Genomic DNA, 7,827 nt, shown 5'->3' on the forward strand with positions numbered 1-7,827 from the left:
AGGTGGAAAACGGAATATTTATTAATTCTTTCGACGAGGAATTGAGGGTTGCTGTAATCAGCAACGGGAGACTGCTGGATATATTTATCGAGACATTCGACAGAAAAAAATTTGTTGGAGACATCTATAAAGGAGTGATAACCCAGGTCAACACTGGATTGAACGCCGCGTTCGTCGATATTGCCGGTGAAAAGTCGGCTTTTTTGCCGCTCTCCGAAGTGATGTCAGACTCGATAGATTTCGAGGGCGAGGAACCTAGCGAGAAAAGGCATCTTGAAAAAGGGCAGATTATTTATCTTCAAATCACAAAATCACCAATGGGTAAAAAGGGCCCCAGAGCGACGACTTACATTTCAATACCCGGCAAGTATTGTGTTATGATGCCAGGAAGGAAAATCGTCGGTATTTCGAGAAAAATCAAAAACAAAGACGAGAAAAAACGCCTGCGAGCACTGGGAAAAGATTTAATCACAGATGATTTCGGCATCATCATCAGAACCGAAGCGCAAAACAGGACAAAAGAAGACATACTTTCTGATCTCGCGGTTTTAAAAAACAAATGGAGAGAAATCGAGGACATCTCCAAAAAAAGGGAAGCCCCAACCCTGCTTTACACCGAAGACGATCCCACAATAAGGATTTTAAGAGACCATTTACTCATTTCGACCGAACAGCTCGTCATAGACAACTCTTCGCTGTTCAAGAAGATTCAGAAATATCTTACTTCGACGAATAAATCCGGAGACCTGCTGAAGAAAATAAAGCTTTACAACGACAAACTCCCCATATTCGAGTATTACGGAATAGAAGAAGAGATAACCAAGCTGTTTTCTCCCATAGTCCCCCTTTCTTCCGGAGCATACGTCATATTTCAGCATACCGAAGCGCTTGTGGCGATAGACGTCAACAGCGGCAAGTATTCAAACATAAACAACCCTGAAGACCTCGCCTACAGAATCAACCTCGAAGCGGCACGCGAGATAGCAAAACAGGTCAGGTTGCGAAATTTGGGGGGATTGATAGTAATAGATTTCATAGACATGCAGACCGAAGACCACAGAAGAGCCGTAAAAGCCGAAATCGACAAGCATATGTCGGGGGACAAAGCGAACTATTACACGCTTCCAATAAGCGAACTTGGACTGTTGCAGATGACCCGCAAAAGAACTGGACCTTCAGTTGTTCAAAATCTGCAGAAAAATTGTCCTTTCTGCAAGGGTTCAGGCCTTCTTTTCGAAGACCATTACATATCGAGTTCTCTGAAAAGATGGCTGAGAAACGTCTCGGATAAACTGTCCGGAAAAACCATCCAGATTCGACTGCCGAGAAGGCTGTATGAATTTATTTCACACCAGCTCTCTTCTTTTTTTGTGTCTCTTTCAAAGGAGAAAAACATAAGCATCGAGACCGTTTTTGACCCGTCGGCAGCCGGCGACCAGATTTCGGTATGGTGTATAAACGACAACGTTGAAATAAGCCATTGGGAAGGAGGTCTTCTTCCCGACATCGAAGTAAAATAAGAAGGGAAAGTCTATGACGGCAATACAGAAAAATATCGACGATCAGAGGGAAAATATCCTGTCTGACATAAGTGAATTGATCGAAATTCCGAGTGTTAAAAGCGAAGCTCTTCCCGGAGCTCCTTTCGGGGGGGAAGTGTCGAGGGTTTTTGATAAAGCGCTGGCTCTTGGAAAAAAATTGGGCCTTAAATCGTTTTCAGGCGACGGACACTACGTGTATTTTGAAATCGGAGAAGGTTCAACCCTGGGTTCAATTTTATGCCATTTGGATGTAGTGCCGGCTGAATCAGGATGGAAGCACCCTCCCTTCAAAGGTACTCTTGAGAATGGAAACCTTTACGGAAGAGGAGTTGAAGACGACAAAGGACCAGCTGTCTGTTCTCTTTACGCCCTTCACATCCTGCAGAACACTACAGGAGTCAAAGGCAGACTGAGGTTGATTCTGGGCGGGGACGAAGAATCGAGTTGGAAATGCATAGAAAAATACAAAGAAACCGAAGAAATACCCCTTTACGGAATAACCCCGGACTCCCAATTCCCGGTGATTTACGCTGAAAAAAATATTTTCAGGATAAACCTTACTGTTCCTTTTGAATCCAAGTATATCGATTCAGTCTTTGGTGGATCAGCGGTAAACATGGTTCCAGACAACGCTTGCGCGGTTTTAAAACAGGGGGTTTCCCTGCGGGGCGAAGAGGATATCATCAAGAAACACTTTTCGGACACGTTGACCGTCGGAGACAGAAAAGGGAAAAAATCATTTTTCGCCAGAGGTAAATCGGCACACGCCAGCACTCCAGATAAGGGGAAAAATGCCGTTTCCACTCTTTTTGACTTTTTGTCCAAGGTAATACCCCCTGACGATCCATTCAAGCTTTTCATAGACTTCTACGCTAAAAACATCGCTCATGACCACAGAGGAGAAAACCTCGGTATAGCTTTGGAAGACGAAGTCTCAGGCCACCTTACCATCAACCCCGGTTTGCTGCTATCAAAAGAAGGTCTTTTAAGAATTTCCAACGACATAAGATGCCCTATTAAATACAAGGTCGAAGAAGTTGTCGAAATTCTTGAGAAAATTGAATTTCCCGGATTTAAAATTGAAGTCGAAAAAACTGTTCCGGGGCTCTACGTCCCTAAGGATTCACCTCTTGTGTCCGTTTTGTTGGATGTCTACAGAAAAATCACCGGCGACACCTCCCCTCCCTTGGCAATCGGAGGCGGTACCTACGCGAGAGCTTTTCCCAACACGGTAGCTTTCGGCCCTGTTTTCCCAAAAAGAGAGATAATGGCACATCAACCCGACGAATTTATGCCTGTTGAAGATATTTTCTCCTTCACAGAAATCCTCACCCAAGCTCTTTTCGAACTCGACTACAAGTACGCCGGAGAAGGCAGATGAAAACAATCACGGTTCTCGGAGCGGGTTCTGTCGGGAGCCTTGTCGCAGAGGAGATGTCTCGTGATTACAGGGTAATCAGCGTCGACAGGGATTCAAAAAACTTGTCGAGAATCAAAGGCAAAAAAAACATCGTCGCCCTGCAGGGCGACCTCACCGATGAGGCGGAAACCCTCAGAGCGGTCTCAGGATCAGACCTCGCTATTTTGGCTTTGCCTGGTTCTTTTGGGTACCAGACTCTTAAAACTCTCATCAAAACCGGTGTTGACACTGTGGACATTTCTTTTTTTGAAGAAGACCCTTTCTCCCTCGAAGATCTCGCTAAAGACAAAGGGATTCAATTTTCAGTTGACTGCGGCGTCGCCCCCGGGCTCTGCAACATAATTCTCGGAAGACATGCTGCGATGGAAAACGTCCATTCATACAGCTGCATGGTAGGAGGCCTCGTCAGAGCCAGGCATTTGCCCTATGAATACAAATCCGTATTTTCGCCCTCCGACGTAATAGCCGAATATGTGAGAGAAGCGCGAATTGTCGAAGACAATCAACTGAAAATCAAACCCGCCCTTTCGGCCCCCGAGTTTCTGGAATTTGAAGGGGTGGGGACTCTCGTCGCTTTCAACACAGACGGTCTAAGGACCCTCATAAAAACCATGAAAATTCCTTTTATGTCTGAAAAAACTCTCCGATACCCAAAGACCTATGAATACCTAAAAGTTCTGAAAGATTCCGGATTTTTCTCAGATAGAGAAATCACCGTGCAAGGTAAATCCATAAAACCCTGTGATGTCAGCGAAATCCTGCTGTCCGGCATCTGGAAAATCAGCACCGAAGACAGGGACATGACTCTGATGAAAATTCAGATTGAAACCTCTGAAAAATCAGTTTACACATACACTATTTCAGACTTCTATGACGAAAAAGAAAACCGTCTTTCTATGGCGAGGACTACCGGCTTTACTTGTTGCGCCGTCAGCAGATTGTTTTTGGAAGACAGAATTGAAGGAGAAGGATTAATTACCCCGGAGCAAATTGGAAGTTCAAAATCTAATTTCGAATTCGTGGTTGAATATTTAAAGAACAAAAACATCAAGATCGAACTGGACGAGTTTAAAAATTCAGTTAAGCTTGAAAACCTTGCGAAATAAAGCGTTCTTTCTCTACAGGGGATGTTTTGGGAGACTTCCCGAAACCTTTGACATCCTCCAATCCTCAGATCAGACCAAAATTTTCTACAAGATGAAAGACAGCGAAAACCGGGCGATTGCCGTTTGTTTTAAATCGGAAGAAGAAGCGCGGGTTTTTGAATACCTCTCGGGAATCCTTCTGAAAAGCGAAGTCGGAATCCCCAAGATTTTCGATTTTAAAGACAAATGTTTTCTCTGCGAAGACGCCGGGGAGGACTCCCTTTTCAAACTATCGGAAAAAAAAGCGGATAAAGAAAACACCATAACTTTGTACAAAAAAGCTCTCGAGTTATTATACGTAATGCAGACCAGAGCAGACTGTTTAGTAGATTATTCAAGGTGCAGACCCGTCAGGGAGTTCGACTATGTGTCTGTCATGTGGGACCTTGATTATTTTAAATATCTTTTTCTGAAAATTTTCGGCTTAAAACCCGATGAATACAGACTCGAGAACGAGTTTAAAAAACTCGCTTCGACCATATCGGAAATCTCCGAGAAAACATTTGTCCACAGGGATTTTCAGAGCAGAAATATTTATTTTAAAGGTTCAAAGATTCTGCTGATCGACTACACCGGGGCGAGAAGAGGACCCGCTCACTACGACCTCGCCTCTCTGCTTTTCCAGACCAGGGCTGACCTTTCCGACGATATCGTCAGGCAAATGCTCGATTGTTACATTGACCTCGACAAAAAAAAAATGTACAGCGGGAATTTTGACTTCCTCGACCTTGTTTTCAGCAGCGCTCTCTTCAGGATTTTGCAGAATCTGGGAGCATACGGTTTTAGAGGCTACCACGGACAAAATCCGACTTTCAAAACCCACATTAAACAAGCGGTTCAAAAAGCCCTGAAATTAGCGGCGGGAAAATTTCCCGAGATATCCCTTAATCTCGAAAAAGCTCTTGAAAAAGCAGTTTCCCTGACACCAGAGACCTCTCCTGGAAAATTAAAAGTCAGATTGAAGAGTTTTTCCTATAAAAAGGGAATTCCGAGAGACTTAAGCGTTCACGGGGGCGGTTTTGTTTTCGACTGCAGGTCTTTGCCCAACCCCGGCAGGTTTCAGGAATTCCAAAATCTTACCGGCAAAGACGTCTTGGTCTCTTCTTTCCTGAAAAGAGAGAAAAAAGTCCGGAATTTTCTCGAATACGCCGAAAACATAATTAAATTGGCTGTCGATGATTTTTTGAGCAGGAAATTCGAACTGCTCGATATATATTTTGGCTGCACCGGAGGTGTCCACAGATCTGTTTTCTGCGCTGAAGAGCTGAAGCGCTCTCTGGAATCGAGAAGCTGCTTGGCGGTCGAATTGAACCATACAGAACTGGACGATTGATTGAAAGCGATGATTCTCGCCGCCGGTCTCGGCACAAGACTTGGAGAAATGACAAAAAACACCCCAAAAGCTCTCGTCGAAGTCAGAGGGGTTTCACTGATAGAAAATGTGGCGACAAAACTCGTCTCCCAGGGTTTTGGTGAAATTGTAGTCAATTTGCACCACTTTCCCGAGAAAATAATCTCTTTTCTCGAATCAAACCATTTTTTCGGAGCTGAAATGAAATTTTCTGTAGAGAAGGATTTCCCCCTCGGAACAGGTGGCGGAATTTTCTTTGCGGCAGAACTTTTAAAAGATTCCGAAACTTTCCTCGTCCACAATGTCGATGTCATATCAGACACAGACCTAAAATCGCTTTTTGATAGCCATTTAAGGTTAAAAAACGACGCGACTCTATCCGTCAAAAAGAGAGAGACCACAAGACCTCTTTTGTTCGAAAAAGGGGGAACTCTTCTGAGAAGGTTAACCGAAGGCGAAGAAATCAATTCCGAAAACAGCTATGTTTATGCCTTTTCAGGCATCCAGTGCATAAGCTCCTCCGTTTTAGAGAAAAAGCCTCCTTCCAGCGTTTTTTCCATAATTGATTTTTATCTTGAAAACAAACAGAGCGTGAAAACGGGTTATTCAGAGGACATTGGAAATTACTGGTTTGACGCGGGTAAACCGGAGATTTTGAGGCATCTGGAAAATAACCCGCCTTTCAAAATTCCGTAAGCAAATCGAAAATTTTCCCTTTAAAAAAAATATTGAAATATATCTAAGCTTTTAAGATGCTGTCGATTATTCTCTTTATCTGTTCGGGCTTTTCTGCCGCGAATCTTGACGACTCAATTTCATCCCTTCCGTAACCATACAAAGCCGCCACAAAAACGAAACCGTTTTCTTCGGCTGCGGCCATATCGTGGTACCTGTCGCCTACCATGAATTTTCCGGAAGGTTTGAACTCACCCTCCAAATCCCTCAACATTTGTTTTTTGCTCTCCCCTCTGACCGGCACTCTAAGGGCGGAGAAGAGTTTATCGATTTTGAATTTCTCGACGACCGTCTTTATGTATATATCTGTGGCGTTTGAACATATCGCGAGAGTGAAATCCTTCAGACCATAGAGAAGTGGCAAAACTCCTTCATAGAGTTCCCCCTTCTCTCTGACCATTTCAAGTTCTCTTGTCTGAAATTCATCATACAATTCCAGCGCCTTCCCAGGGTTTGATATATCCTCAAGCCATTTAGCAAAGACGCTGTCGGGTTCGCCTATGAAAGAAAACAAAAATTCTTCCGGCGGTGTTTCTAATCTGTTGTTCGATAAAACTGTTTTGACAGCCTCAATAAATGAAGTTTCCGATCTGTAAAGGGTTCCGTCCATGTCAAAAACCGCCATGTTTAGTTTCTCCGTCATATTAAACTTCTCCCCAGGGTTTTTTGACAAAATACTTTATGTGTCCTTTTTTCACGTATCCTTTTTTCATAAAAGCCTTTTTGGACCATTCGTTGTCCTCATCTATCAGACAAGCGTATACTTTGATCTCTTTCTCCTTGAACCAGGCTTCGGCTTTTTCGATGAGCAGCTGGGCTATTCCTCTTCTTCCGAAATCTGGATCAACAGCCAGCCTGTTGACCCATCCTTTCCTGCCGTCGTGGGTTGCAAAAACGCTTCCGATTATTTTTCCATCGAATAAGGCAACGTAAAAACACGTGTTTTCGAGAATACTCTGCTTTTTTATGATTTCTTTGGCATCTCTTCCATCGAGTTTGTAAGGCAACCCGCTCTTTTCCCAAAGCGCTATAAGGTTTTCGTGATCTTCGTCCACATATTTTTTGAAAACTATATCCATTTTTCCCTCTTTTAAATATGACCTTAACTTATAGAGCAAAATATCATAAAATCCAAATATCTGTAAATTCATATTAATTTTTTCAGGAGGTGTTTGTGTCCGATAAGTCTTTCAACGCGTTCAAGATGGCTCAACAGCAATTCGACAACACAGCCGAAAAACTCGGCCTCGACCAGGGAACAAGAGACCTGTTGCGCACTCCGATGAGGGAGTATTCCTTCAACATTCCCGTGAGAATGGACGACAATTCGGTCAAAGTCTTCAAAGGATTCAGGGTACAGCACAACGACTCTAGGGGCCCATGCAAGGGAGGAATTCGTTTTCACCCCCTCGAAACCCTCGACACAGTCCGCGCTTTGGCAATGTGGATGACATGGAAATGTTCTGTCGTCGACATACCTCTCGGTGGAGGAAAAGGCGGAGTGATCTGCGACCCCCACCATCTCTCAGAAAGAGAACAGGAGGGCATTTGCAGGGGCTGGGTCCGTCAGATAGCATACGACATCGGACCTCTTCAGGATGTCCCCGCTCCCGACGTCATGACCCACGGCCAGCA

Annotated in this window: 8 protein-coding genes; 6 read left to right on the forward strand and 2 right to left on the reverse strand. The window is 44.0% G+C overall.

Annotated features, from left to right (window positions below; all coding sequences use genetic code 11):
• Positions 1–2: 2 nt before the first annotated feature.
• From JXA84_01825 to JXA84_01845, 5 genes are all read left to right on the forward strand, one after another.
• Positions 3–1,520 carry an Rne/Rng family ribonuclease gene (locus tag JXA84_01825; protein ID MBN1149938.1) on the forward strand — a complete coding sequence of 506 codons (1,518 nt, stop codon included), beginning with the start codon at positions 3–5 and terminating at the stop codon, positions 1,518–1,520.
• A 13-nt stretch (positions 1,521–1,533) separates the two neighbouring features.
• The gene (locus tag JXA84_01830; GenBank protein MBN1149939.1) at positions 1,534–2,922 is read left to right on the forward strand and encodes a Sapep family Mn(2+)-dependent dipeptidase; all 1,389 of its coding nucleotides are present in this window, start codon (positions 1,534–1,536) and stop codon (positions 2,920–2,922) included.
• Positions 2,919–4,067 (forward strand): saccharopine dehydrogenase NADP-binding domain-containing protein, encoded by a 1,149-nt coding sequence (locus JXA84_01835; protein MBN1149940.1) that lies wholly within the window; start codon positions 2,919–2,921, stop codon positions 4,065–4,067. Before JXA84_01830 ends, JXA84_01835 begins: the two co-directional genes overlap by 4 nt.
• Before the next feature lie 91 nt (positions 4,068–4,158).
• The gene (locus tag JXA84_01840; protein ID MBN1149941.1) at positions 4,159–5,439 is read left to right on the forward strand and encodes a phosphotransferase; all 1,281 of its coding nucleotides are present in this window, start codon (positions 4,159–4,161) and stop codon (positions 5,437–5,439) included.
• Positions 5,440–6,153 (forward strand): NTP transferase domain-containing protein, encoded by a 714-nt coding sequence (locus JXA84_01845; GenBank protein ID MBN1149942.1) that lies wholly within the window; start codon positions 5,440–5,442, stop codon positions 6,151–6,153.
• A 43-nt stretch (positions 6,154–6,196) separates the two neighbouring features.
• Here the strand turns inward: JXA84_01845 and JXA84_01850 are convergent, their stop codons facing one another.
• Both JXA84_01850 and JXA84_01855 read right to left on the reverse strand, forming a co-directional pair.
• Positions 6,197–6,835 (reverse strand): HAD family hydrolase, encoded by a 639-nt coding sequence (locus JXA84_01850; GenBank protein MBN1149943.1) that lies wholly within the window; start codon positions 6,833–6,835, stop codon positions 6,197–6,199.
• Position 6,836: 1 nt separating this feature from the next.
• On the reverse strand, positions 6,837–7,271 hold the full coding sequence (locus tag JXA84_01855) for a GNAT family N-acetyltransferase (protein MBN1149944.1): 435 nt from the start codon (positions 7,269–7,271) through the stop codon (positions 6,837–6,839).
• Between the two features lie 95 nt (positions 7,272–7,366).
• Here JXA84_01855 and JXA84_01860 point away from each other — a divergent pair.
• On the forward strand, positions 7,367–7,827 hold a 461-nt coding region (locus JXA84_01860; GenBank protein ID MBN1149945.1), incomplete at its 3' end, for a Glu/Leu/Phe/Val dehydrogenase.

It is taken from the genome of candidate division WOR-3 bacterium (assembly GCA_016926475.1).
Lineage (GTDB): Bacteria > SDB-A > SDB-A > SDB-A > SDB-A > JAFGIG01.

Bases quoted from the DNA above. Each gene is read 5' to 3' on its own strand.
- JXA84_01835 (MBN1149940.1), top strand. From the start codon at position 2,919: ATGAAAACAATCACGGTTCTCGGAGCGGGTTCTGTCGGGAGCCTTGTC.
- JXA84_01830 (MBN1149939.1), top strand. From the start codon at position 1,534: ATGACGGCAATACAGAAAAATATCGACGATCAGAGGGAAAATATCCTG.
- JXA84_01855 (MBN1149944.1), bottom strand. From the start codon at position 7,271: ATGGATATAGTTTTCAAAAAATATGTGGACGAAGATCACGAAAACCTT.
- JXA84_01850 (MBN1149943.1), bottom strand. From the start codon at position 6,835: ATGACGGAGAAACTAAACATGGCGGTTTTTGACATGGACGGAACCCTT.
- JXA84_01840 (MBN1149941.1), top strand. From the start codon at position 4,159: ATGAAAGACAGCGAAAACCGGGCGATTGCCGTTTGTTTTAAATCGGAA.